The following is a 25,306-nucleotide window of genomic DNA, read 5'->3' as shown; positions in this document are numbered from 1 at the left end:
CCTCCAATGGGATGATGGTGAACCGCGGCGCTCGTCGTGCGCGGTGTCCACGCCGTGCGAGCGCGCCCGCCGGATGATGGCACGGCCACGCCGCTTGCAACAAGAATCCGTGGCTTGTTTTTTTGAAAAGACCCCACTTTGCTGCTATACGTTATGAGGGCCTAATCTCGTCCAGACCACAACAGGACCGCTGGAAATGAGCTTGCCACGATTCACGATAGCCGCCGTGCTGCTGTCGCTCCTTGCCGGATGCGCCGAAACGCCTTTCCGGTGGGCCATGTTGGAGGACACGAGCGATGCCGAGAAAGCCGATGCCGGAGACGACCGGATTCCGCGCCTGAATTCCTCCGCCGATGGGGACCTGATCGAAACCCTGCTGGCGGACTACTTCAGGTCGCTGGCGTCCGACGCCGTCCCGGTTCAGACGGCGATGGCGCCGGAGAACGCGGCGCCCGAGCCCGTCCGCCGTCTGTCGGGCAAGGGCATCCGGGTGATTCCCGTCGGTCCGCCCAAGACCCACAAGAACGGTTTGTGGCATTACGTCAGGGAGCGTCTGGAACTCGCCCGCTGGAACCATGAATCGGTCGAAGCGGAGCTGGCGGGCTTCCGGGACAGGCCGGCGCGGGTTCGGAGCCTGGCCAAGCGGGCCGAGCCGTTTCTGCATTATTTGGTCGGCGAGGTCGAGCGGCGGGGGTTGCCGCTGGATCTGGTACTGGTGCCGATGGTGGAGAGCGCATGCGACCCGAGCGCGCTTTCGGCGAAGACCGCCGCCGGTCTTTGGCAGTTGATTCCCTCCACCGGCCAGCGTTTCGGCGTGGAGATGGCGGCGGACTACGATGGCCGCTATGACATTCACGCGTCCACCGCTGCGGCCCTGTCCTATTTGCAGCATCTGCACAGCCGGTTCGAGGGCGACTGGCTGCTGGCCCTGGCCGCCTACAACGCGGGGGAGGGCGCGGTGCAGCATGCGATCGCGAGCAACCGCGCGGCGGGCCGCGGCACCGATTTCTGGAGTCTGCCCTTGCCGCCCGAGACCCGTGGCTATGTGCCGAAAATTCTCGCCTTGTCGCGCATTCTCGCGGGCCCCGACCGCTACGGCCTCAAGCTCGAACCGGTGCCGGGCACGCCGGCCCTGGCGCGGCTGGAGATCGAGCCCGGTATCCGCCCGGCCGACATCGGCAGCGCCGCCGGTCTGCCCGAGCCCGTGTTCAAGCTGTTGAACCCGGCGCTGAAATCCATCCATGACGCGCCGCAGCGCAAATACGGCCTGATGCTCCCGCTGAAGAACGCACAAGCCATGGCCGCCAGCCTCGAAGGGGCGGAACTGGTGTCGGCAAAGACCGTCGTGGTGAAGAAGGGCGAAACGCTGGCCGCAATCGCCAGGCGCCACGGAGTTTCCGAGACGGCCCTGGCCGGCTGGAACGGCCTGACGCCCAACAGCCGCCTCAAACCCGGGCAGGCGCTGCTGGTCTATCCGGCCTGAAGTCGGTGGCATCCTGGATGTCTCCTCGATCCATGACGAGACCGCTTCGCTTGACATGGGCATATCGCGCAATAATATGTACGCATAATGCATGTTAGTGCTCCGGGCTTCGCCGTCTCCACGGAATGCCCTGTGGGCGCACGGCATTCATCGGCGAAAGTGCAGCCACAGGGACCGCGATGCCAATCAAATGCTTGAAGATACCCCGTCTCTGGCGGCCCGAGCCCTTGCCGACCAGTTTGCCGGAACAATTCCGCTCCGCCTTGGCCGCGGGGCTGGCGATCTTCCTGATCGGCCTGATCAGCAGCCGGTTCATCGAGGGTGGCGGCTTGAAGACCCTGGTGGCGTCGATGGGCGCCTCGGCGGTGATCCTGTTCGTGGTGCCGCACAGCCCCATGGCGCGGCCTTGGTCCCTCGTAGGCGGACACTTGATTTCCGGCCTGATCGGCATCCTGTGCGTCCGCTGGGTACCGGATACCTGGCCGGCGGCGGCGGCCGCGGTGGGGCTGGCCATATTCGCCATGCAACTCACGCGCTGTCTGCATCCGCCGGGCGGTGCGTCCGCCTTGATCCCGGTGCTGGGGGATGCGGGCATCCAGGCGCTGGGGTTCCAGTTCCTGCTGACGCCGCTGGCGCTGAATGTGGCGGTCATTCTGGCGGTCTCCCGACTCTATGGCCGCTGGGCGCATGCCGCCAGACCGGCTCCCTCTACCGAGCCGCATCCGCCCAGCCCGCTGGGGCGCATCGGCATCCGGGCCGAGGACTTTCACGCGGCCCTGCAGGACGTCGGGGTGTTCGTCGACGTCAGCGCCGACGAACTGAGCGACATCTACCACTTCGCCGCCAGCCGGGCCTTCCGCCGCACCTTCGGCGAGACCACCTGTGCCCATATCATGACCCCCCAGCCGCTGACCGCGGAATTCGGCGACGATTTGGAGCCGGTCTGGCAACTGATGCAGCGCAAGGGCATTCGCGCCTTGCCGGTGGTGGACCGGGGGCGGCATGTCATCGGCATGGTCACGCTCAAGGACTTCTTCCGCCATGCCCGCGCCGAGAGTTTCGGCAGCCTGAGCGCAAGGCTGAGGGCCCTCCTGCTTCGCTCGCCTGGGGTGACCTCGACCAAGCCGGAGGTCGTAGGTCAGATCATGACCGCGCCCGCCATTACCGCTCGCCAAGACGTGCATATCGCCGAACTGGCCCGGCTGCTGAGCGAACACGGCATCCACCAGGTCCCCATCGTCGACGAGCGCGGCAAGCTGGTCGGCCTGGTGACGCAAACCGATTTGATCGCCGCCCTCTATCGCAGTGTTCCAACCGGACTGACGCAGCCGGCGCTGGCGGTGGCCTCGTGATCGAACCCGTCGATCCGGCGGATCTCCGGCTGGTGTTCGCGGCCGCCGCGGCGATCGTCCTCGGAGGGGCGGGATACGCAGGACTGTTCGCCTGGGCGCGCTTGAAGAACCGGCGGCGGTGGCTGGTCGGGGCCTACGTCTGTTATGCGGCGTTGGCCGCTGCCGTGCTGCTGCTGGCCCGGACCGCCCACCTCGACGGCGCGTGGCAGGGGGTGGTGGTTCTGATGCTGGTCGGTTACCTGCTGGCTCCTCACGGCATCTGGCATTTGTGCGCCGCCAGCCATCGTCTCGAAAGAGGTTCCAGGGCTCCGCCAGGAGACTGATCCTCATCGTCGAAAATCGTGCCGGTTTTGATAATCAAGAGCAACCGCAAGGGGGAGTTGGCATGAGTACCACACCGCCCGTCTGGGCTTCCGAGAGCTTTTGGAAAAAGGTCGCGATCTGGGTCACGGCCGGTTCTTTCGTCATCCTCATCATCCTGACCTTCGACACGCTGTCGAAGACCGCGGTCGGCGGCAGCCGGGTGCAGGCTTACAGCGTCATCAACAAGGCCATCGACTACCGCTTCGATTACAGCAAGAACCGCTACCGCCCGGTATTCGGTGGCGACGAACCGCTGTTCGGTCGGCCTCTGAGCGAGGAAGAGGCGGCGGCTCTGGTCACCCTGGGCAAGAAGACGGTGCAGGCCAAGAACTGCATGAACTGCCACACCCTGCTCGGCAACGGCGCTTATTATGCTCCCGATCTCACCAAGGCCTGGCTCGATCCCAACTGGGGCAGCATCGAGGAACGCGAAGCCAGGATGCTGGCTTTTTTGCAGGACCCGGAAAAAAACGCCGTCACCTTCAGCTCGGGGCGCAAGATGCCAAGACTCGGGATCACCGACGCCGAAGCCCACGCCATCGTCGCCTTCCTGAAATGGATGTCGGCCATCGACACCAACGGCTTCCCGACGAACTTCAAGACCATCGGTCACCAGGAGGACTGAACATGCGCACCGGAATCATCGATAGCGCCAACCTCAACGGGGGGCAGCAACTGGCGGTCAAGTATTTCAGCGTCGCGGTCGTGCTGTTCCTGGCTCAGATGCTGTTCGGTCTGCTGGCCGCGATCCAGTTCATCCGGCCGGATTTTCTCTACAACGTGCTCGATTTCAGCGTCAACCGCATGGTGCACATCAACGCCATGGTGGTGTGGATGCTGTACGGCTTCGTCGGCGCGGTGTACTGGCTGCTGGAGGAGGAGAGCGGCACCCGCATCGTCGGGCTGGGCTTGGGCAACCTGGCGTTCTGGGTGCTGACCGCGGCGGTCGCCGTCGTGGTGGTGGTCTACCTGTTGGTTCAGACCGGTCCCGGCAACGACCTCACCCGCTGGTTCGTCAACGAGGGCCGCGAATACCTCGAAGCCCCGCGCTGGGCCGATCTCGGCATCGTCGCCGTGCTGGGCGTGTTCTTCTACAACGTCGCGGCCACCTTCTCGAAAGGCCGCTGGTCCGGCATTGCCGGCGTGCTGACCCTGGATCTGGTCGCTCTGGCGGGACTGTATGGCGCCGGCATGTTCTATCTGACCAACATCACGGCGGACCAGTACTGGTGGTGGTGGGTCATCCACCTGTGGGTGGAGGCGACCTGGGAGGTCCTGGTCGGCTGCATCATGGCCTGGGGCCTGATGCACGTGCTCGGCGTGCGGCGCCGGATCGTGGAAACCTGGCTGTACATCGAGGTGGCGCTGATGTTCGGCTCGGGCATCCTCGGCCTCGGCCATCATTATTTCTGGATCGGCACGCCGGATTACTGGTTCTCCATCGGCGGCTTCTTCTCGGCGCTGGAACCGATTCCTCTGGTCGCCATGGTGGTGCATTCGGTGTACGACGCTGGCGTCCACAAGTTCAAGAACGGCAACCATCCGGCGCTGGCCTGGATCATCGCCCACACCTTCGGCAATTTTCTCGGTGCAGGCGTCTGGGGCTTCATGCATACCCTGCCGCAGATCAATCTGTATACCCACGGCACCCAATGGACGGCGTCGCACGGCCACCTGGCCTTCTTCGGCGCCTATGCCACCATCAACATCGCTTTCTTCTACATCGCGGTGCAAACTTGGCGGGGCAATATCTGGCTGGGCGGCGGCCTGGCCGGTGGCGGCTGGAAGTGGAAATGGGCGCTCGCCTTGCTCAATTTCGGCGTGATAGGCATGACGGTGGCGCTATTGATCGCCGGCTACGAGCAGTCGTTCATCGAACGGGCGGTGGAGGGCTCGACCTGGGGGGGGTATTTCGCTGCCCAGATGCATCCTTGGTTCCAGCAGGCCATGGCCTGGCGCCTGGTGTTCGGTGTGGTGACGCTGGCGGGTGTCTTGCTGCTGGTGTGGGATCTCCTCACCATCGGCGTGGGTGAGATGCGCCGGGCGCCGCAGCTCGCAACCGAGGCCGGATAGTCAGGAGGGCCATGGATAGGTCTGTGCGGCCCGGGGCGGGTTTGATTTTTTTTCAACGGCTTGGAGAGGGGTTATGTCAGCTGAACACGATTCCGGACACGAAGAATCGCCGCGGGGCACGTGGGTATTGCTTTGCCTGGTGGCTCTGGGGATGACCGCGGCCTGGTTGTTCCTCTATTTCGGGGTGTTCCTGCCCCGCGGCCAAGTGGGTTAGCGATTCCCAAACCCCGGCTGCGGGGCAACGCATCCCCGCAGCGCGAAACCGGCGCGTCAATGGAAAATAAGAGGAAAAGGTTATGCAAATCCGTTCGCCAGACAAGAATTGGCTACACGAAAAACTGGCCGGGCTTGGGGTACAACTGTCCCAGCTGGAAATCAATGAACTGGAAAGGAAATGGCTGTTGGTGTCCATCGCCATGATCGGCCTGTTCGTCGGCGCGATCGTCGTCACCGCCGTCAGCCACGGTATTCATCCCCCCGGCCATGTCGAAACCATCGATTCCGCCAGCCTGCATCTGAGCCAGGAGTTCGCCGAGGACAAGCTGGGCGTGCAGCCCACGCCGCTTGCCGACGGTTCCATCCAGGTCCGGCTGGTGGCCGGCCGTTACGGCTTCTATCCGCGGGAAATCGAGGTGCCGGCCGGGCGCCGGATCGTTTTCCGCATGGCCAGCATGGACGTGCTGCATGGCGCCCACATCCCCATGACCAACATGAGCGCCATGATCGTGCCGGGCTACGTGTCCGAGGTGGTCAGCGTTTTCCCCAAGCCGGGGGAATATCCCATGCTCTGCAACGAATACTGTGGCCTGGGCCATGACCACATGTGGAGCAAGGTCACCGTCGTCGCCCAGGAAAACTGGCGCAAGCCCGCTACCGGAGGAAGTCAGCAATGAACGATGCAACTTCGACCCGCCTTACGCTCTTCAATTTCTGGGTGGCCTTCGGCGCATTCGGACTGGCCTGTTTCTTCGGCATGTACCAGGTCCTGGAACGCAGCGGCCTGTTCGCCTTCCTGCAGTCGCCCGCCGTCTATTTCGCCTCGGTCAGCACCCATGGGGTGCTGATGGCCTTCGTGCTGACGACCTTTTTCATCATGGGCTTCGGCTATTACACGGCGGCGCATAGCCTGGGCCAGCCGGTGTGGAATCCGCGGCTGGCCTGGACCGGCTATGGGGTCTGCGTGGGCGGGGTCGTGCTGGCGGCGATCCCGCTGCTGCTCGGCAAGGCCTCGGTGCTGTATACCTTCTACCCGCCGATCCAGGCCAACGTCTTCTTCTACATCGGAGCGACGCTGCTGGTGGTGGGCTCGTGGTTCTGGTGCGCGATCATGCTGGTCATGCTGGCCCGCTGGAAGAAGGACCATCCCGGCGAAACGGTACCGTTGCCCATGTTCGCGACCGTAGCCAACGCCTTGCTGTGGCTGTGGACCAGCCTCGGTGTGGCCCTGGAGTCGGTATTCCAGTTGTTGCCGTGGGCGCTCGGGCTGACCGACACCATCGACGTGGGCCTGGCCCGCACCCTGTTCGCCTGGACCCTGCACCCCATCGTCTACTTCTGGCTGATCCCGGCCTATATCGCGCTGTACTGCTACGTGCCGCAGGCCGCCGGCGGCAAGCTGTTCAGCGACGTGCTGGCGCGCACGGCGTTCGTGCTGATCCTGGTGCTGGGCCTGCCCATCGGCTTCCACCATCTCTACATGGACCCCGAACAGGCCGTGGGCTGGAAATTCCTGCACATGGTCGGCACCTTCGCGGTCGCCATTCCCACCCTGCTGACCGGCTTCACCGTCATCGCCTCGCTGGAGCTGGCCGGACGCAGGCAGGGCGGTGCCGGGCTGTTCGGCTGGATCGGCGCGCTGCCGTGGAAGAACCCGATGGTGCTGGCGGCGATCCTGTCCCTGCTCATGCTGGTGCTGGGCGGCTTCGGCGGCATCGTCAACGCCAGCTATGCCATGAACGCCATGGTCCACAACACCGCCTGGGTACCCGGCCATTTCCACCTGATCTTCGCCGGCACGGTGGTCACCATGTATCTCGCCATCGCCTACCAACTCTGGCCGCGTTTGGTGGGACGCAAGCTGTATTCTGAAGACCTGCCCTTGGTGCAGCTGTGGGGCTGGTTCATCGGCATGGTCGTCATGACCACGCCCTGGCATATCCTGGGCCTGCTGGGCCAGCCGCGCCGCATCTCGGCCGTGCAGTACAACAGCGTGCTCACCCTGTCCTGGGACCCTTACGAGTCGCTGATGGTCATCGGCGGTTTCATCCTGCTGGTTTCCGCCTGCCAGTTCGTCTACATCCTGTACAAGACCCAGACCGCGGGGGAAACGCTGGAAGCCGAGCCGGCAGCGGCGGATGATGCCGTTCGGCCGCCGCCCGCCTGGCTGAACGGGTTCACCCTGTGGAACAGGGTGATTCTGGTGCTGATGGTGTTGAGCTACGGCTATCCCATCCTGCAGTTCTTCGTCTTGAAAACCTACAATCCGAGCGCTTGGGGATACTGAAGATGAAAGCCATTCTACTTGCGACGATCGGCATGACGCTGGCGGCCGGCGCCGAAGCCGAGCCTTCCAGCAAGGTGGCCTGGACCCCGGCGGTGCTCGACTTCGTCAAGAAGGGCGACGCCGACCGCGGCAAGGCGCTGTCCGCCCCTTGCGCCGGTTGCCACGACGGCACCGGTACCAATCCCAACCTGAACGGCCAGTTGCCGACCTATCTGTACCGGCAACTGCAGGACTACAAGAACGGTAACCGGCAGGACCCGGCGACGATCATGAACGCCATGGCATCGGCCTTGAGCGACCAGGATATGGCCGACCTGGCCGCCTGGTACGGCAAACAGCCGCCGATGCTCGGTGCCGGCGGAGCGGCGGATGCCACCGGCATCGCCGAACGCGGGGAAGGCCGGCGCATGGAGCCGGCCTGTTCGTCCTGTCACGGCGCGGCGGGCCAAGGCGAGAAGGTCGACACCCCCCGCCTGGCCGGCCAGAGCGCGGCCTATCTCGAAGCGACCCTCCTGGCCTACAAGAGCGGCCGGCGCGCCAACGACATCTACAGCCGCATGCGGCTGATCGCCGGAAAACTCAGCGACGCCGAGATCCGTCAACTGGCCGATTACTATGCCAAACTGAAATAGCGGTCCGGGATTGCGGAGGACGCGGCTTCGGGGCGCGTCCTCCGCCAAGTCCTCGCCCGTGAGCAAAGCTGTCGTCGTCCTGCGGTATCCTTCTTTCCATAGCCGGCTTCCGGGTCAGGGAGAACCTCCAGCATGTCCATCGAACCCAGCGCACAGCCACGCTCGGATGCCATCGCCGGCGCTGTGGCACCGGGGCGATGATGCGGAGTTGGTCCGGCTGGCGATCGAGCAGGGCAGGCCCACCCACGGCCATCCCCGCAGCGGCGTGACGTGTGCGCTCTATTGCCTGCTGGCGCGGCGCTTGCTGGAAGGCGAAATCGCCGAGGCCGACGCCCTTGCTGAAGGGCTGAGTGAATTCCTCGATGACGACGAGCGAACCGAACTCGACGTGCTCATGACCGCGCCGCAACGAACGCATCCCGCCGGCACCGGCTACGTCGTCGACACCTTCCGGAGCGCCTGGCCGGCATCCGATTCGGGATTGCGGGCATCCCGGCGGACTGGAAAAACCAGCTGCGCGGGCGGGACGGGGTCGAAAGTCTGCTGGCGCGGCTGATGCGGGTTTGATCTTCTCCCAGCCCTGGCCGATACTTTGTTGAACTTTCCAACAAGCAAGGCCGCCCATGGCCACCGTCCATTTCAGCGTGCCGGAAGACGTCAAGAACGCCTTCAACGAAGCCTTCAAGAACAAAACAAGAGCGCCATCATCGCCGAGCCGATGCGCGAAACGGTGGAGCGCGCGGCGCGCAAGCAGCGCGGCGCCGAGGCGATCGGCCGGATTTTGGAGCGCCGCAGGCATGCCCCGGCCGTTACGGATGAAGAGCTGCGCGCCGCACGGGAAGACGGCCGTCCATGATCCTGATGGTCGATGCCAGCGTCGCGCTGAAATGGTTTTTTTCAGGCCCGCGACAACCCGTCCGACAGTGACTTGGCGTTGGCTATCTTGGCCGGCGTGGTCGAGGATCGGATTCAATTGCTCCAGCATCCATCTTTTCGACACACGCTACCACGCCGTCGCCCTGCTGGTCACCGCCGACCGGCGTTATCACGACAAGGCATGCGGCTTCGGGCGGATCGTCTGGCTCGCCGATTTCCGGTTACTTTACTGAGGCAGGACAGCGAATGACAGATTTCCAGGATCCGCGTCCCCCCAAAAAACCCAATCGCAACGAACCCAAGGATGCCATCCTCCGCCAATGGGTCATGCTTCACCTCATTCCTCGGGAGCCGGACGGGATCACGGCCCAGCAACTCCAAGCCAAGCTGACCGGCATCAATCCCCTCTACGAGGTCCATAAGCGCACTGTAGAGCGCAACCTCATGGCCCTGACTTCGGTGTTTCACGTCCTGGATTACCGGAGCGGACCGAACGGCAATCTCTGGTTCTGGCAGCGGGATGCGGTTCTCGACGTTCCCAAGCTGGATGTCAAAACCGCCTTAATGTTCCGGCTGGCCGAGGCGTTTCTCACTCCGCTGTTGCCGCGTTCGACGCTGGATGAACTCGGGCCCCATTTCCGGCGGGCGCGGGAGACCTTGGATACGGCAGGCGATGACCGTCACTCGGTCTGGCCTGCCAAGGTTCAGGTCATTCCCAACAGCCAGCCGCTGCTTTACCCCGACGTGCCCCCGGACATTCTCGCGACTGTCCACACCGCATTATTTGAGGACCGGCGGTTCCTGACGCGTTACCGGCCCCGTCATGGACCGACCCGGGATTACGAAGTCAGCCCACGGGGACTGGTGATACGTGATGGAATCATCTACGTCGTCGCCACCCTTTTCGAATATACGGATCTGAAGCACTTGGTGCTGCATCGGATGGAAACCGCCTCCTTGCTCGACAGCACGGTTACTCCCATGCGCAACTTCAAGCTGGAACGCTACGCGAAGGTGTTATTCAATTAAAAATTCTGATTCAAGAAATTTATGTCTTAGTGGCGTTATTTCATATAAATAAATTACTAAATATTCGGAGATCACAATGAATAAAACAGTTTCTACCTCTGAAACTTCTAATGAATTTGAAAATCAACTATTTAAACTTTGGAATGAATATCCGCATTGGAAGTATATTGCATTGTTAGTCTACACCGCAGCTTTGGTTACTTTCCCTATAGTATTGGCAGTAACTATTATTGCTTTACTTTTTAATGGAGAAATCAAAGATTTTGTTAAAAAGGTTTATTCAATTAATCCAGCTGCGGTTATTGGTTATTTCTTACTCGCGTTTATACTAATTTCAAAATCTCCTGCATATGAGGATGAAAACCTTAAGCCTATTGATCCTAATGCTACAATTACTTCATTGACTTCTCCCGAAGCATTTAAAGTGATGAAATATTGTGAAGTTATAAAAAATTATGAAATGACAAAGGAATGTGCTTAATTGCGACTCGCTACTTCAATCTTTATAGGGTGTAATAAAACTCCTGTACCAGAATGTCCGTCAATTGATGAACTTATAACTGATCAGTTGAAATATATTAATGCAGTTGCTAGAACTATGAATAACTAATATAAAATCTTTAACTTTTAAAGTAAGGATTTAAAAAAGCCTGTTTCGACTACCCGCTGGACGCCCTGAGCGTGACCACCTCCGGTACCGTGACGCCCCCGGCCAGGCTCAAGGTGCAACTGCTGTTCGATGCCGAAACCGCCGTCCATCTCGAGGAGTCACCCTTAAGCGAGGATCGGCGCAGCGAACGCCAAACGGACGGCCGCGTCCTGTTCCGCGCCACGGTCGCCAACACCCAGCGCCTGCGCTGGTGGCTGCTCGGTTTCGGCGATCGGGTCGAAGTCCTGGGGCCGCCGGTTCTGCGCGAGGAAATCGCCAGGACCTTGAGCAACGCCGTGCAGCGCTACCACGCTGAAGACGGTCGCCTTCAGCTTTTGTCGGGCTTGCGACAGGGCGCTTTGGCTCGCCACGCGGGCCAAGGAGCCGTTGAGGGTGGCGAACAACTCATCGAGCAGGGATTGCAGGCTGCCTTTGAAGGCACACAACAGATAAGGCGACCAGGACCGGAAAGGTGAGGATGCGCTGGCGGGAAAAGGCGGTTTCATGGGTGCGATGCGCGGCGATGAAAGCCGGATCATGGAGCGTTTGGGCGATGTCGGAGACCCTAGTGACATGGAACCTGCTAAGCGGCCTTCATATTTTGTCCTTTAATTTCAATGTGTTAAAAGTCATATATCATCACGCGTCTTGACTCAACGGCATTGACGCTGGAGCGTCCTTGGCTGCGTTCCCATGCTGGAGCGTGGGGACGATGAACTGCTTCGTTGAATACCCAATATCCCTTTCACATCATCATGACCCCCCTCAACATCGTCTTCTCCAACCGCTTCGAATCCCTGGCGGAGCGTCTGTTCGACGATCTGGGGCAAGGGCCGGCCGATCCGTTCGTGGCGGAGCAGCTCATCGTGCCCAGCGTGGGCGTGCGGCGGCGACTGGAGCTGGATTGCGCGGATCGCTTCGGGGTGTGCGCGAACGTCGAATTCAGTTACCTGGCGCAATGGCTGTGGGCGCAGATCGGCCATGTGATCGAGGTGCGGGAGGCCTCGCCTTTCGAGCCGGCGACGTTGGCCTGGCGGGTGTTCCGGGCGCTGGGTGAGGAGTCCCTGGTTGCGGCGCATCCGCGCCTGGTGTCTTACCTGAGCCGGGCCGATGCGGCGATGCGGTTCGATCTGGCGCAGCGGGTGGCGCGTTTGCTGGAGCAGTACATCACCTACCGGCCCGACTGGCTGGCGGCGTGGCTGGAGGGGAAGCCGGCCGACGGGTTGGCGGAGAGCCGGGAAGACGAGGCTTGGCAGGCGGCGCTGTGGCGGGTGCTGATGGATGAGCTGGGGGCGCGGCGGGAGCATCCTTCGGTGGCGTTCTTCCGGGCGGCGGAGGCGATGGGCCCGGAGGCGACGCGGCGGGCCGGGCTGCCGGAGCGGGCCCACCTGTTCTGTCTCCCGACCATTCCGCCGCTGTATCTGGACATCCTCGGCAAGCTGGCGCGCTGGATGGAACTGCATCTGTACGTGCTGAATCCGTGCCGGGAGTACTGGTTCGAGATCGTCGAGCCCAGGCGGCTGGGCTATCTGGAAGCGCGGGGCGATGCGCTGTACCGCGAGACCGGCAATCGCCTGTTGGCGACCTGGGGGCAGCAGACCCAGGCGCACATCGACCTGCTGTTCGACCGGGCGGAGGGCGCGGTGGTCGACGATGCCTTGTTCGAGTCCCGTGGCGGGCCCGGCCTGCTGGCGACGGTGCAGGAGGCCATCCTCGATCTGCGCGATCCCGAGCCGGGCTGCTGCTCGCGTTTGGCGGGGGACCGCAGCATCGAGGTGCATGTCTGCCATTCGCTGGTGCGGGAGCTGGAGGTGCTGCACGATCAGTTGCTGGCGATGCTGGCCCAGCCCGATGCGCTGAAAGTCTCGGAGGTCCTGGTGGTCACGCCGCGGCTGGAAGAGGCGGCGCCCCTCATCGACGCGGTGTTCGGCACGGTGCCGCCGGCGCGGCGCATTCCCTACACGATCACCGGCCGGCGCAGCGCGGTGGAGAATCCGGCGGCGGCTGCGCTGCTGGCCCTGCTCGATCTGTTCGCCTCCCGCTGCAAGGCCAGCATGGTGTACGAGTTCCTGCAGCGTCCGTTGGTGCATGCGCGTTTCGGCCTGAGCCAGGACGATCTGGATCGCATCCACGACTGGTTCCAGGCGGCGGGCATATGCTGGGGGCTGGACGGAGCGCACCGGAAGTCGGCGGGGCTGCCGGAGGTCGAGCGGCACAGTTTCCGCGACGGCCTGGACCGGCTGTTTCTGGGCTATGCGATGGGGGAGACCCCCATGCCGTTCGACGGGCGCTTGCCGGCCGCGGATGCGGAAGGGTCGGAGGCGCTGGCCCTGGGTGGATTCGCCCATTTCGTGGACACGCTGGATCACTGGCACCGCGCCTGGAGTACGCCGGTGGCACCCGACCGGTGGGTCGAGCGGCTGAATGCCCTGGTGGGCGATTTTCTGGCCGAGACGGCGGAGGGTATCACCGCGCTGCAGGCGGTCCGCGAGGCCATCGCCACCCTGGCCCGGCACTGGGCGGAGGCCGGCATGGCCGGGCCGATCGAGCCGGACGTGGTGCGGGCGGCGCTGGAATCCTTGCTGGACGACCCGGCCCGGGGCGGCATGCCCTCCGGGCGAGTCACCTTCACCGCCATGACTAGCCTGCGTAACCTGCCGTACCGCGTGGTCTGCGTCATCGGCTTGAACGACGGCGTGTTCCCCAGCCCGGACCGGCCGGCCGAATTCGATCTGATCGCCCGGGCCCCGCGCCGTGGCGACCGCCAGCGCCGGCACGACGAGCGCAATGTATTCCTCGACCTGCTCCTGGCGGCACGGGAGCGGCTCTACCTCAGCTACACCGGCCGCAGCGTGCGCGACAACAGTCACCTGCCGCCCTCGACGCTGCTGTCGGAGTTGCTGGACTACCTGCTGCCGCTGGTCGCCGCGGAGGGCGAAAGCCGGGACGAGGCCCGCCGGCGGCTGGTGGTCGAGCATCCGTTGCAGGCGTTCTCGCCGGTGTATTTCGACGCCGGGCTGCCCAAGGATCCGCGTCTGGTCAGCTTCAATGCGGAATATTGCGAGGCTTTGGCGGCGGCGATGGGCGGGGGCGGGGTGGCGGGAGGGAAGGAACACGGCCGCGGGCCGAAGGCCGTTCCCGCGGGGGAAGACGATCAGGAGGATGCGGACAAGGAAACCGCCCCCTTCTTCCCCGCACCGCTGGCCGCACCGGAGCCGGAATGGCGCGAGCTGACGCTGGATGGCTTGAAGCGTTTCTTCCGCAACCCCTGCCGCTATCTGTTGGAGCAGCGCCTGGGGCTCACCCTGGCCGAGGGCGAGGAGGAGTTGGCCGACGACGAGCCGTTCCTGGCGGGACCTTTCGATCACGGGAAGGTGGCGGCGAGATTGCTGCCGCTGATCCTGTCGGGCGCTTCGGAAGAGGCGATCGAGGCGGCCGCGAAGGCCGGCAACGAATACCCCCACGGCCGTTTCGGCGAACTGCTGCTCCAGAAGGAGCTGGCGCGGATTCGGGATTACGCCGGCAGGATCGCCGGGTACACGCGGGAAGACCCGCTCGATCCGCTGCCGGGTACGTTCGATTTCCGGATCGAGGGCGAGGACTGGACCTTGAGTGGCGTGCTGGGCGATATCCGCGTGACCGGGCTGGTGCGCTGGCGCTACGACGACACCCGGCCGGCGGATTATCTTTCCGGCTGGCTCGACCACCTGTTCCTGAATGCGATGGCTACCCGAGGCGTGGAGCCGGCCACGACCTGGGTTTCGCGGGACGGCGAATTCCGGCTCAAGCCCGTCGCAGATGCGGGCGAACGATTGCAGGAGCTGGTCGGCCTCTACCGCCTGGGGTTACGGCAGCCGCTGCATTTCTTTCCGAAGAGCGCCTGGGCCTATGCCATGAAACGACGCCAGGACGACTTCGAGCTCGCCGAACGGGAGGCGCGCAAGCGCTGGGAATCCTCCGATTTCAGCTATGGCGAATCCATGGACCCCGCCTACCGGCTGGCGTTGCGGGGCGTGACCGATCCCCTGGATGATGGGTTCGTTCTCGCTGCCGAAACCGTATTCGGTCCGCTATTGGGCCACTTGGACGACCCGCGCCTACCATGACCCCGGCACATCCCCTCGACGTCTTCGGCTGTCCGCTGGCGGGCGTCAACCTGATCGAAGCCTCCGCCGGCACCGGCAAGACCTGGAACATCTGCGGCCTGTATCTGCGGCTGCTGCTGGAGCAGGAACGGGAGGTGCGGGACATCCTGGTCGTCACCTTCACCCATGCGGCGACGGCCGAGTTGCGCGAGCGCATCCGCGGCCGGATCGTCGAGACCTTGGGGTTCCTGAACGGGGAGGGCGGCGCGGCGGGCGATCCCTTCGTTCCCACCCTGGTATCGACCCTCGAGGGACGGCTGGAGCGGGGCGAGATGCGGCGGCGGCTGGACCGGGCGCTGCTGGGTTTCGACGAGGCCTCGATCTTCACCATCCACGGCTTCTGCCAGCGCGCCCTGGCCGGGACGCCGTTTGCCGCCGGGCTTCCGTTCACGCTGGAACTCGTTCAGGGCGACGAGACGCTGGTGCAGGAGGTCGCCAACGATTTCTGGCGCCGGCGCGTGGCGGCCGGCGACCTGAGCCGCCTCATGATCGCCCATCTGATCGAATCGGGCGACAAGCCCACGTACTACGCCGGCCTGCTCAAGCGCGCGCTGGCCAAGCCGCTGTCGCCGCAGCTGTGGCCCGAGCCGGTGGAGGCGCCAGGCGAGCGGGACGAACGGGCGTTGTCGAAGGCTTTCCGCGCGGCGCAAGGGCTATGGCGGGAGGCTTCGGCCGGCATCGTCCGCCTGCTGGAAGCGGCGCTCGCAGACCTTAATGGCGTGTCCTTTAAGCCGGCGTCCATCGAGCAGGCGCGTGTGGCTTGGGAGGCTTGGTTCGCGACGGGGGATCCTCAGGCGCCCGTGGAAGACAAGGTCAGGCTGTACCGGGCGACTGTCCTGAAAAAGGGCACGAAGAAGGGGAAAACCACGCCGGTCCATCCTTTCTTCGATGCCGCCGAAAGCCTGCTGGCGCTCAAAGAGGACATCCAGCAGCGGTTGGCGGCCGCGCGCCTGGGCCTGATCCGCGAACTGGTCGAGCAGGGCGGGCAAGCCTTGCGGGACGAGAAGCGCCGGCGCCGGGTGATCGGCTTCGACGACATGCTCTGGAACGTCCACGAGGCGCTGACGTCGGGCCGCTACCCGTGGCTGGCGGCCGCCCTGCGCAGCCGCTATCCGGTGGCGCTGATCGACGAATTCCAGGACACCGATCCGCTGCAGTTCGCCATCTTCCATGCCCTGTACATGACGGAAGGCGCGGAGGCCGGACCGGTGTTCCTGGTCGGCGATCCCAAGCAGGCGATCTACAGCTTCCGCAACGCCGATCTGCACACCTACCTCGGCGCCCGCCGCGAAACCGACCGGGAATACACCCTGGCGGAAAACCAGCGTTCGCTGGCGGGTGTGATCGATGCCTGCAACGCCCTGTTCGGCACCAACCCGCGGGCCTTCATGCTCGATGGTCTCGACTACCATCCGGTGCGGCCGGGTGCCAAGCCGCGCAAGCCGTTCGCCGATGCCAGCGAGCGGCGGGCGCCATTCCAGGTCTGGCTGCTGCCGAAGGACGAGGCGGGTGCTCCGGTGCTGCGGGCGGAGGCCATGCGGGTTTGCACGGATACGACCGCCGCCGAGATCGCGCGCCTGATCCGGGAGGGCCGGCACGGGCGCATCGGCATCGGCGAGCGCGGCTTGCGCGCCTCGGACATCGCGGTGCTGGTGCGCAGCCACGCGCAAGGCCGGCTTATCCGTCAGGCCCTGGGCGCGCTGGGGGTGGGCAGCGTCGAGCTGTCGCAGGCCAGCGTATTCCATACCGCCGAGGCCGAGGAGATCGAGCGCATCCTGGCAGCGGTGCTGGAGCCCCACCGCGACCGCCTGGTGCGGGGCGCGCTGGCGACCGAAATCATGGGCTTCGATGGACCTGAGATCGCCGCGATTTCGGCCGACGAGAGCCGTCTGCTGGACACCGTGCTGGGCTTCGGCGAGTACCGCGAGCTGTGGCGGGAGCGCGGTTTCGGGCCGATGTTCCGCCGCTTCCTGCATGACGAAGGCGTGGCCCGCCGGGCGCTGGCCCGTCCCGACGGCGAACGCCGCCTCACCAATCTGCTGCACTTGGGCGAGTTGCTGCACCAGGCCCAGGCCGGCCTGACGTCGCCGGACGCCTTGCTGCGTTGGCTGCAGGGGCGGCGGCGCGACACCGCCGCGGCCCCGGATGCCGCCCAGTTGCGGCTGGAGTCCGACCAGAACCTGGTGCAGATCGTCACCATCCACAAGTCCAAGGGGCTGGAGTACCCGGTGGTGTTCTGCCCTTACCTCTGGGATGGATTACGCAACAGCAGAGGCGGGCAGGAAGGCATCGAATACCACGACGAGACGGGCCGGCCGGTGCTCGATTACCGTCCGGCGGCGAAGGACGACGCCGGCATCAAGGGTTTGCGCCGGTTGGAAGACGACGCCGAGACGCTGCGCCTCATCTACGTGGCCCTGACCCGGGCGGTCTACCGCTGCTACCTGTTCGCCGGGAGCTACCGCGCCAAGGATGGCAACTCGGTATCCTATGGCGAAGGCGCCCGCAGTATGCTCAACTGGTTGGTATGCGGGAAAGACTATACGCCCGGGCAATGGCAGGATTCCAAGACCAAGATCGAACCGGCACAGGTGGAAGCCGCCTGGCGGGGCTTGGCGGACTCGGTCGGCGCCGACTTCGGCGTCGAGCCCATGCCGGCGATTCCACGGACGGCAGCATCCGAGCCGACGGCGGACCCCGGCCGGCTGGCGGCGCAGACGCCCCCGCCCCGGGTGCAGGTCGGCTGGTCCATGGGCAGCTTCACTTCCTTGAGCCGGGCCATGGACGCCGGCGCCGAGGGGCGCGACCACGACGCCTTCGCCGCTCCGGTCGGGCCGGACCAGCCGGCGGCAGCACTCCCCGAGAGCGACATCCTGCGCTTCCCGCGCGGCGCATCAGCCGGCATCTGCATCCATCAGTTGTTCGAGCGGGCCGATTTCACCGATCCGGCCGGCTGGGACACGGCCATCGAGCGCGCCCTGGCGATGCAGCCGCAGGGCAGGGAGCCGTCCCTCCCCGCCATGCTGGAAAACCTGCTGGCCGATGTGCTGTCAGCCGATCTGGGCGACGGCTTGCGCTTGAAAGGAATCGGCCGCGGGCAGCGGCTGAGCGAACTGTCCTTCCACATGCCGGCGGAGGGTCTGGACCCGGCGCGCTTGGCCGCGGTGCTGGGCGGCCACGGCTATTCGATCGGCGCGCTGGATTTCCAGACGCTGAGCGGCTATCTGCAGGGCGCCATCGACCTGGTGTTCCGTCACGGGGACAAGTACTACCTGCTGGACTGGAAGTCGAACCATCTCGGCTATGCGCGCGAGGATTACAGCCCGGCAGCGCTGGCGGAGGCCATGGCCCAGGAGCGCTATCACCTGCAATACCTGCTGTACACCGCCGCGCTGAACCGTTACCTCGCCCGGCGCCTGCCGGACTACGACTATGCCACCCATTTCGGCGGGGTGTACTACCTGTTCGTGCGCGGAGTCCGGCCGGCATGGAACGGCGCCGGGGTGTATTTCCATCGGCCCGCCGAATCTTGTATCGCCGCGCTGGATGCCCTGATCGGCGGGAGGGCTGAAGTGTGAGCATGCTGGAACGTGCGGACGGTGGCGGCGAAGCAGTCTCGGCTCCTTCTGCCTTGGGGAGCAGGGCCAGGGATGAGGGCATCTGTTCGCCTCGACATCTGCTGGCCGCCGGCTTCGCCGGTCGCCTCCTGCGCTGGGCGCGCGACGGGGCGCCGGGCTTGGATTCGCCCGAGGTGCTGGAGCGGGCCGCCTTCCTGGCGAGCTTCGCCACCACCGAGGGCCACGTCTGCACCGATCTCGATGCCCTGTCGCAGGCGTTTCCGGAGCGGAGCAAGGACGAGCTGCGGGGTATCCTGCTCGGGTCCGGCGTGGTCGGGAGCCCTTCCGATCCGCCCCGTCCGCTGATCCTCGATGCCGGCGACCGGCTCTATCTCTACCGCTATTTCGACTACGAGCGGAGGCTGGCGCGCACCCTGCGGCGTTTGGCCCATGGCCGCGAGGGGCAGGCGCCGCCGTCCCAAGCGGTGCGGGACCCATTGAACGCCTTGTTTCCGGGGCGGTCCGCCGGTCCCGACTGGCAGAAACTCGCGGCCGCCCTGGCGCTGCTGGGCCGGCTCACCATCATCAGCGGCGGGCCGGGCACCGGCAAGACCACCACCGTGGTGAATCTGCTGGCTTGTCTGATCGCCCAGAATCCGGACTGCCGCATCGCCCTGGCCGCCCCCACCGGCAAGGCGGCGGCCCGCATGCTCGATGCCCTGCGCGAGCGGGCGGCGCATCTGCCGGAGGGCATCCGGGCGAAACTGCCGGATGATGCCTGCACCGTCCACCGCCTGCTGGGGGTGATGCCCGGCAGCGGCAATTTCCGCCACCACGCCGGCAATCCCTTGGCGGTGGATGTGCTGGTGGTCGACGAGGCGTCGATGCTCGATCTGGCGCTCGCGACCAAGCTGGCGGAAGCGGTGCCCGCCAGTGGCAGGCTCATTCTGCTGGGAGACAAGGACCAACTCGCCGCAGTCGAGGCCGGGGCGGTGTTCGCCGAAATCAGCGCCGATCCGGGGCTGTCGCCGGCGGTCATCGAGCAGCTTGCCGCACTGGCGGAAACCGATCCCGCCGGCATCGTCACCGCCGTGCCGGTTCAGGTCACCCCGCTCAAGGATTGCGTGGTCTGGTTCAGCCGGAATTACCGCTTCCGCAGCGATTCCGGGATCGGACGGCTGGCGGCGCGGGTCAACGCGGGAGAGGCCGAGGCCGTGATCGCGGACTTGCGGGCCGGCGGGGACGATGCCGTGACCTGGCGGGAGGACGCCGCCGCGGTTCCTGGCGCGGGCCTGCTCGAGGCGCTGCTGAAGGGCTACGCGGATTATCTGGCCGTCATGCTAGCCGGCCCGGCCGAGCCGCGGGCCGCGTTCGCCGCTTACAACCGCTTCCGTGTCCTGTGCGCGGTGCGCGAATCCCCGCGCGGGGTGAACGCCGTCAACCGCATGATCGCCCGGGAATTCCGCCGCCGTCTCCGGCTGGCGGCGGACGATCGCGTGGAATGGTATCCGGGCCGGCCCGTGATGGTGTTGCGCAACGACTATGTGCTGAAGCTGTTCAATGGCGACATCGGCATCGTTTTGCCCGGGCCGTCCGGCGAGCTGCGGGTGCACTTTCCCGATACCGAAGGCGATTTCCGCGCCATTCCGCCGGCCCGTCTGCCGGAGCACGAGACCGCCTTCGCCATGACCGTGCACAAGTCGCAGGGCTCGGAGTTCGACGAGGTGGCGCTGCTGCTGCCGGACCGGGTCTCGCCGGTGCTCACTCGGGAACTCATCTATACCGGCATCACCCGGGCCAGGCGCGCGGTTTCCCTCATCGGCGGCTCCGCGGTGCTGGCGGAGGCCATCCGCCGCCGCACCGACCGCCATTCCGGTCTGATCGACCGGCTGGGGGAGATTTAGCCGGGGTCGCTAAGGAACCTCTGAACAAACCCTGCGGGTAAGCTATTCCTGCCCAGAACCCCTGAACGCGGAGCCCCGATGAAACAGACCACCTTCGCCTCCTTAGCCTTTGACCGGAAGAAGAAGCAGACCCGGCGTGAGAAGTTCCTGGCCGAGATGGAGCAGGCGGTGCCGTGGCCGGAGTTGCTGGCGGTGATCGAACCGCATGACCCGAAAGCGGGTTGGCGCGGTCGTCAACCGTACCCGTTGGCGACGATGCTCAGGCTTTACTTCCTCCAGCAAGGGTATGCCTTGTCCGACCCGGGCCTGGAAGATGCCCTGTACGAGATCGAATCGATGCGGCGCTTTGCGGGTCTGGAGTTGGCCGATGACGCGCTGCCGGATGAAACCACGATCCTCAACTTCCGGCGCCTGCTGGAACGTCACGAGCTGACGGCGAAGTTGATGAACGCCATCAATGACGTGTTGGAAGCGCGAGGGTTGCTGCTCAAGGGGGGGGCACGATGGTGGATGCGACGATTATCCACGCCGCGCCATCGACGAAGAACAAAGCCAAGACCCGCGACCCCGAGATGCACCAGACCAAGAAGGGCCATCAGTGGTTCTTCGGCATGAAGGTGCACGTGGGAGCGGACGTTCACACCGGCGTCGCCCACACGGTCTCGGTGACACCGGCCCATGCCGCCGACATCAGCCAGTTGCCGAACCTGCTGCGCGAGGACGACCGGCTGATCCTCGGCGATGCCGGCTACGTCAACGACACCTATAAGCGCGCTGCGCGGCAGGCCGGGGTCGTGTGGGGCGTCGCCTTGAAAGCCCGTCCGAAACGGCGCTTGGGGTCGGCACAGAAACGCCGCAATCGGCGAATGTCGTCGATCCGCAGCCGAGTCGAGCACCTTTTTCGGGTGATGAAGCGGCAGTTCGGCTACACCAAGACGCGCTACCGGGGTCTGGCTAAGAACGCCGCCCAGGTGTTTACCCTGATAGGGTTGACCAATCTCTACCTGAAGCGGTACGCATTGATGACCTGACGGGCGAGGTGCGCCCGGAATCCGCCCCGACGGGCGCATCCGGGGGGGGATCGCCACGGTAAGTAAGGAATTTCGGTACCCTTCACCCATTTTCAAAGCCTGATTATCAGCGGGATGTGTTTTTACCGGCCAAATCGGGTTTGTTCAGAGGTTCCCTAAGCGTAAAGAGCGCGGGCCGTCATTCCGGGCTGGAATCCAGTGTCCAGGGATGGCGGGGGCTTCACGTCCCTATGACGGGAAGCCGGAATCCGATCCGGCATGACGCGATGGAGATAAAGAGAGAATCGACTTGAACTGGATCACGCGCTGCCGAAGGCAGTTTTTCATCGTTGCGGTCATCGTCGTCGTCCCTCGCCTATTGTCCGCCGATCCGGGAGGGGCACCGTTCTGGCCGGACACCGGCGCCGGCCGTCTCGCCGCGCTGGCGCTGATCCAGACCCTCAACGCCGAGCTTCTGGCGAGCCGCAGCGCGACACTGGTGCTGGAAAAATGGTGCCGCGATTACCGGCTGGCCGCCGAGCCGCGCATCGTGGCCGAGCGGGCGAGGGGGGGACACAGGGCGCCCGACGCCGAGCAGCTCCAGCGCCTGGGCGTGGCGTCCGCCGCCGAGCTGAAATACCGCCGGGTCCGGCTCAAATGCGGCGGGCGGGTGCTGTCCGAGGCGGACAACTGGTACGTTCCGGCCCGGCTGACGGCCGAGATGAACCGGCTGCTGGATACCACCGACACGCCGTTCGGCAAGGCGGTGGCACCGCTCGAGCCGTATCGCCGGACCTATTCCGCTCGGCTGTTGTGGTCGCCGCTGCCGGACAACTGGGCCGTGGCGGGACGGGACGAGCCGCCAGCCCGGTCTCCGGCCGGGCTGGCCGTTCCCGCGGGACTGTTCGAGCACCGGGCCGTGCTGTATACGCGCGACAATCTGCCTTTTTCCGAAGTGCACGAGGTCTACCAACGGGATGTCCTGGGATTTGCCCCGCGTCTGCCTTGAGCGGGGCCTAAACGGAGGGAGGACAAAAATTGTTGGCAAGAATCGAATGTATCGTTATAATGCGCGCTTCTTGTCGAATTACGACAGGCGCGTAGCTCAGTTGGTTAGAGCACCACCTTGACATGGTGGGGGTCGTTGGTTCGAGTCCAATCGCGCCTACCAAGCATCCCGGGAAGCATCGCAAGGCGATGCTTTTTTGTTTGTGGGTTCGAGTCAAACCGCGAGCGTCGATATCATGCCCGTCGTTACCTTGCCCGACGGTTCCCGCCGGGAATTCGATCATCCCGTCACGTTGCTGCAGGTGGCCGAGTCCATCGGGCCCGGGCTCGCCAAGGCGGCGCTGGCCGGCCGAGTGGATGGCAGGCTCGTCGATCTGTCCCATCGCATCGAAACGGATGCCCAGGTCGCGCTGGTGACCGCGCGTGACCCGGAAGGGGTGGAAGTGATTCGCCATTCCACCGCTCATCTCTTGGCTCAGGCCGTCAAGGCGCTCTATCCTCAGGCCCAGGTGACCATCGGCCCGGTCATCCAGGACGGTTTCTACTACGATTTTTCCTTCGAGCGCCCGTTCACGCCGGAAGACCTGGAGGCGATCGAGGCGAAGATGCAGGAGCTGGCGGCCCAAGCCCTGCCGGTCGAGCGCAAGACCATGCCGCGCGAGGATGCCATCGCCTATTTCCAGGCCATGGGCGAAGCCTACAAGGCCGAGATCATCGAGGCGATCCCCGCGGGCGAGGTCATCTCGCTGTATTCCCAGGGCGAATTCACCGATTTGTGCCGCGGCCCGCATGTGCCGGACACCGGCCGGCTCAAGGCCTTCAAACTGATGAAGATCGCCGGCGCCTACTGGCGCGGCGACTCGCGCAACGAGATGCTGCAGCGCATCTACGGCACGGCCTGGGGCGACAAGAAGGATCTCGCCGCCTACCTGCAGCGGCTGGAAGAGGCGGAACGGCGGGATCACCGCAAGCTCGGCAAGGCGCTGGACCTGTTCCACATGCAGGAAGAGGCGCCCGGCATGGTGTTCTGGCACCCCAAGGGCTGGACCCTGTGGCAGGAGATCGAGCAATACATGCGCCGGGTGTTCCGCGACAACGGCTATCAGGAGATCCGCACCCCGCTGGTCGTGTCCAAGACCCTGTGGGAGCGCTCCGGTCACTGGGAGAAATTCTCGGACGAGATGTTCACCACGGCATCCGAGGAGCGCGACTACGCGATCAAGCCGATGAACTGTCCCTGCCATGTGCAGGTCTACAACCAGGGCTTGAAGAGCTATCGCGACCTGCCGCTGCGGCTGGCGGAGTTCGGCTCCTGCCATCGCAACGAACTGTCCGGCGCCTTGCACGGCCTGATGCGGGTGCGGGGGTTCACCCAGGACGACGCGCACATCTTCTGCACCGAGGAGCAGATCCAGGACGAGGTGTCGCGCTTCATCGACCTGTTGTTCAAGGTCTACGCCGATTTCGGCTTCAGCGACGTCCTCATCAAGTTGTCCACCCGGCCGGAGAAGCGGGTGGGTTCGGACGAGGTCTGGGACAAGGCCGAGCATGCGCTGGAAACGGCCCTGAACGCGAAGGGGCTGGCGTGGGACCTGCAGCCCGGCGAGGGCGCATTCTATGGTCCCAAGATCGAGTTTTCGCTGAAGGACTGCCTGGACCGCGTCTGGCAGTGCGGTACCATCCAGGTGGACTTTTCCATGCCGGACCGGCTCGGAGCCAGCTACGTTGCCGAGGACGGCGCACGCCATGTGCCCGTCATGCTGCACCGGGCGATCCTCGGTTCCATGGAGCGATTTGTCGGAATCCTGACGGAACACTATGCCGGGCACTACCCGTTGTGGCTGGCGCCGGTGCAGGCGGTGGTGATCAACATCACCGACCGGCAGGCCGATTATGCGGAACGGATCGCCCAAGAGTTTGTCTCTAAAGGATTTAGAGTCACGGCCGACTTGAGAAATGAGAAGGTCGGCTTTAAAATCCGCGAACATTCCATGCAGCGGGTACCTTATTTGCTTATCGTTGGCGATAGGGAAGTCGATGCGGGGAGCGTTAGCTTGCGGACGCAAGACGGTAAGGATCACGGCAGTTTCGGGATCGGCGATCTGGTGGTGAAGTTCACCGAGGAATCGACGAAGCGCGCCGTGAGTCATTAACACATCGGAGGACTGGGGTTATCACTGCCAACGACAAGAAAGAGCCGCGACTCAACGAGGAGATCACGGCCCCCGCCGTCAGACTGATAGGCGCGGATGGACAACAGCTCGGGATTGTTTCTTCGCGAGAAGCCAGACAGATGGCCTACGATGCCGATCTGGACCTGGTCGAGATCTCGCCGGGTTCGGACCCGCCGGTATGCCGGGTCATGAACTACGGCAAGTTTCGGTTCGAACAGAACAAGAAGCTTCAGGCTTCCAAAAAGAAGCAGAAGCAGATCCAGATCAAGGAAGTCAAATTCCGTCCGGGTACGGACGAAGGCGACTACCAGGTCAAGCTGCGCAATCTCATTCGCTTTCTGAATGACGGCGACAAGGCCAAGATTACCGTGCGGTTCCGGGGGCGCGAACTGGCCCACCGCGATCTCGGCATGGACCTCTTGAAGCGGATCGAGACGGATCTGGATGAATACGCGTCGGTGGAACAGTTTCCGAAACTGGAGGGGCGGCAGATGAGCATGACGCTTGCCCCGAAAAAGAAAAAGGCTTGATACCTGGAGATTAACGAA

The 25,306-nt window shown here is 64.4% G+C and carries 21 protein-coding genes and 1 tRNA gene; all 22 read left to right on the top strand.

Features of this window, described 5'->3' with window-relative positions; all coding sequences use genetic code 11:
* Nucleotides 1-196 precede the first annotated feature (196 nt).
* Nucleotides 197-1,483, top strand: coding sequence for a transglycosylase SLT domain-containing protein (locus tag GNH96_RS15030; protein ID WP_169604381.1), 1,287 nt, complete (start codon nt 197-199; stop codon nt 1,481-1,483).
* Nucleotides 1,484-1,677: 194 nt separating this feature from the next.
* Nucleotides 1,678-2,835 carry an HPP family protein gene (locus GNH96_RS15025; protein WP_228719899.1) on the top strand — a complete coding sequence of 386 codons (1,158 nt, stop codon included), beginning with the start codon at nt 1,678-1,680 and terminating at the stop codon, nt 2,833-2,835.
* On the top strand, nt 2,832-3,158 hold the full coding sequence (locus GNH96_RS15020) for a hypothetical protein (RefSeq protein ID WP_169604379.1): 327 nt from the start codon (nt 2,832-2,834) through the stop codon (nt 3,156-3,158). Before GNH96_RS15025 ends, GNH96_RS15020 begins: the two co-directional genes overlap by 4 nt.
* Before the next feature lie 62 nt (nt 3,159-3,220).
* Entirely contained in the window at nt 3,221-3,823 is a 603-nt protein-coding gene (locus GNH96_RS15015; RefSeq protein ID WP_169604378.1) for a c-type cytochrome, read from the top strand.
* Nucleotides 3,824-3,825: 2 nt separating this feature from the next.
* Nucleotides 3,826-5,271 (top strand): cbb3-type cytochrome c oxidase subunit I, encoded by a 1,446-nt coding sequence (locus GNH96_RS15010; protein ID WP_169604377.1) that lies wholly within the window; start codon nt 3,826-3,828, stop codon nt 5,269-5,271.
* A gap of 73 nt (nt 5,272-5,344) precedes the next feature.
* Nucleotides 5,345-5,485: a hypothetical protein gene (locus GNH96_RS15005; protein ID WP_169604376.1), complete on the top strand. Its 141-nt coding sequence runs from the start codon at nt 5,345-5,347 to the stop codon at nt 5,483-5,485.
* Nucleotides 5,486-5,567: 82 nt separating this feature from the next.
* The gene (locus GNH96_RS15000) at nt 5,568-6,164 is read left to right on the top strand and encodes a cupredoxin domain-containing protein (protein WP_169604375.1); all 597 of its coding nucleotides are present in this window, start codon (nt 5,568-5,570) and stop codon (nt 6,162-6,164) included.
* Nucleotides 6,161-7,774, top strand: coding sequence for a b(o/a)3-type cytochrome-c oxidase subunit 1 (locus GNH96_RS14995; RefSeq protein ID WP_169604374.1), 1,614 nt, complete (start codon nt 6,161-6,163; stop codon nt 7,772-7,774). Before GNH96_RS15000 ends, GNH96_RS14995 begins: the two co-directional genes overlap by 4 nt.
* Nucleotides 7,775-7,776: 2 nt before the next feature.
* Entirely contained in the window at nt 7,777-8,406 is a 630-nt protein-coding gene (locus GNH96_RS14990) for a c-type cytochrome (protein ID WP_169604373.1), read from the top strand.
* Between the two features lie 166 nt (nt 8,407-8,572).
* On the top strand, nt 8,573-8,962 hold the full coding sequence (locus GNH96_RS14985; RefSeq protein ID WP_169604372.1) for an ADP-ribosylglycohydrolase family protein: 390 nt from the start codon (nt 8,573-8,575) through the stop codon (nt 8,960-8,962).
* A 67-nt stretch (nt 8,963-9,029) separates the two neighbouring features.
* Nucleotides 9,030-9,515: a hypothetical protein gene (locus GNH96_RS16125; RefSeq protein ID WP_228719897.1), complete on the top strand. Its 486-nt coding sequence runs from the start codon at nt 9,030-9,032 to the stop codon at nt 9,513-9,515.
* 13 nt (nt 9,516-9,528) lie between these two features.
* Entirely contained in the window at nt 9,529-10,311 is a 783-nt protein-coding gene (locus tag GNH96_RS14970) for a helix-turn-helix transcriptional regulator (RefSeq protein WP_169604371.1), read from the top strand.
* Between the two features lie 76 nt (nt 10,312-10,387).
* On the top strand, nt 10,388-10,792 hold the full coding sequence (locus GNH96_RS14965) for a hypothetical protein (protein ID WP_169604370.1): 405 nt from the start codon (nt 10,388-10,390) through the stop codon (nt 10,790-10,792).
* Nucleotides 10,793-10,992: 200 nt separating this feature from the next.
* Nucleotides 10,993-11,436 carry a WYL domain-containing protein gene (locus tag GNH96_RS14960; protein WP_169604369.1) on the top strand — a complete coding sequence of 148 codons (444 nt, stop codon included), beginning with the start codon at nt 10,993-10,995 and terminating at the stop codon, nt 11,434-11,436.
* 249 nt (nt 11,437-11,685) lie between these two features.
* On the top strand, nt 11,686-15,066 hold the full coding sequence (gene recC, locus GNH96_RS14955) for an exodeoxyribonuclease V subunit gamma (protein WP_228719896.1): 3,381 nt from the start codon (nt 11,686-11,688) through the stop codon (nt 15,064-15,066).
* Nucleotides 15,063-18,683, top strand: coding sequence for an exodeoxyribonuclease V subunit beta (gene recB, locus GNH96_RS14950; protein WP_169604368.1), 3,621 nt, complete (start codon nt 15,063-15,065; stop codon nt 18,681-18,683). Before recC ends, recB begins: the two co-directional genes overlap by 4 nt.
* 2 nt (nt 18,684-18,685) lie before the next feature.
* Nucleotides 18,686-20,566, top strand: coding sequence for an exodeoxyribonuclease V subunit alpha (gene recD, locus GNH96_RS14945; protein WP_169604367.1), 1,881 nt, complete (start codon nt 18,686-18,688; stop codon nt 20,564-20,566).
* A gap of 78 nt (nt 20,567-20,644) precedes the next feature.
* Nucleotides 20,645-21,597 (top strand): IS5 family transposase gene (locus tag GNH96_RS14940; RefSeq protein ID WP_228719895.1). Its coding sequence is split into 2 segments (ribosomal slippage): nt 20,645-21,058 and nt 21,061-21,597, totalling 951 coding nucleotides; the frame shifts between segments, so codons are not numbered across the junction.
* Nucleotides 21,598-21,886: 289 nt separating this feature from the next.
* Nucleotides 21,887-22,585 (top strand): hypothetical protein, encoded by a 699-nt coding sequence (locus GNH96_RS14935; RefSeq protein WP_223163441.1) that lies wholly within the window; start codon nt 21,887-21,889, stop codon nt 22,583-22,585.
* 85 nt (nt 22,586-22,670) lie between these two features.
* A tRNA-Val gene (locus GNH96_RS14930) sits at nt 22,671-22,747 on the top strand.
* A gap of 73 nt (nt 22,748-22,820) precedes the next feature.
* A complete protein-coding gene (thrS, locus tag GNH96_RS14925) occupies nt 22,821-24,737 on the top strand; it encodes a threonine--tRNA ligase (RefSeq protein ID WP_169604366.1) in 1,917 nt (638 codons plus the stop codon).
* Entirely contained in the window at nt 24,710-25,288 is a 579-nt protein-coding gene (infC, locus tag GNH96_RS14920; RefSeq protein WP_456085590.1) for a translation initiation factor IF-3, read from the top strand. Before thrS ends, infC begins: the two co-directional genes overlap by 28 nt.
* The last annotated feature ends 18 nt before the right edge of the window (nt 25,289-25,306 follow it).

Source organism: Methylococcus geothermalis, assembly GCF_012769535.1.
GTDB lineage: Bacteria > Pseudomonadota > Gammaproteobacteria > Methylococcales > Methylococcaceae > Methylococcus > Methylococcus geothermalis.
This window is presented reverse-complemented; position numbering and strand designations above follow the sequence as displayed.